Origin of the sequence: Mycobacterium hackensackense (assembly GCF_025822555.1) — a bacterium.
GTDB classification, from domain to species: domain Bacteria; phylum Actinomycetota; class Actinomycetes; order Mycobacteriales; family Mycobacteriaceae; genus Mycobacterium; species Mycobacterium fluoranthenivorans.
On the sequence record NZ_JACKUC010000043.1, the window covers coordinates 1 to 552 of the forward strand.

General features: G+C 67.8%; 1 protein-coding gene. It reads left to right on the plus strand.

Annotated elements, in window-relative coordinates; translation table 11 throughout:
- Positions 1-287 precede the first annotated feature (287 nt).
- On the plus strand, positions 288-552 hold a 265-nt coding region (locus tag H7J86_RS31660; RefSeq protein ID WP_308204889.1), incomplete at its 3' end, for an RNA polymerase sigma factor.

Below are 552 nucleotides of genomic sequence, written 5' to 3' on the forward strand. Positions count from 1 at the left end.
CCACCGAGAGCTTATGCGCGTAAGCACAGCGCGTCCAGAGGCGTGGGCGGGAAATACTCGCCGACGCGCAGCCCGGCCACCGATGCATGACCCGAGCAGCGCCCGGCCCCGACCTCGGGTTCCCGCCCGAATATCGTTGCCGAACAGCACTTTTCGCGAAAGCGTGCGACTGGACCGCCCGGCGCCCGCACGCCGAGGGCGCGGCGCGTTTCGGGGCCGCCGACTTTGCTCCTACCGCGCGTGAGGATCGATACTCACAAAATGAACGGCCGAAGCGTCTACTCAGTGTGACAACCAAGCAGCCCTTCCCCTCGGTGGTCTCCGAGCACGGCGCCACCGTGCTACGGGTCTGTCGGGTCATCGTCGGCCCCGTCGACGCCGACGATGCCTGGTCAGAGACCTTTCTGTCCGCGTTGAAGGCTTACCCCGACCTGCCGGCCGAAGCGAACGTCGAGGCCTGGCTGGTGACCATCGCCCACCGCAAGGCTGTCGACATCATCCGGCACCGGTCCCGGCACGCCGTTCCCACCGGCGACATCCCGGACCGACCGA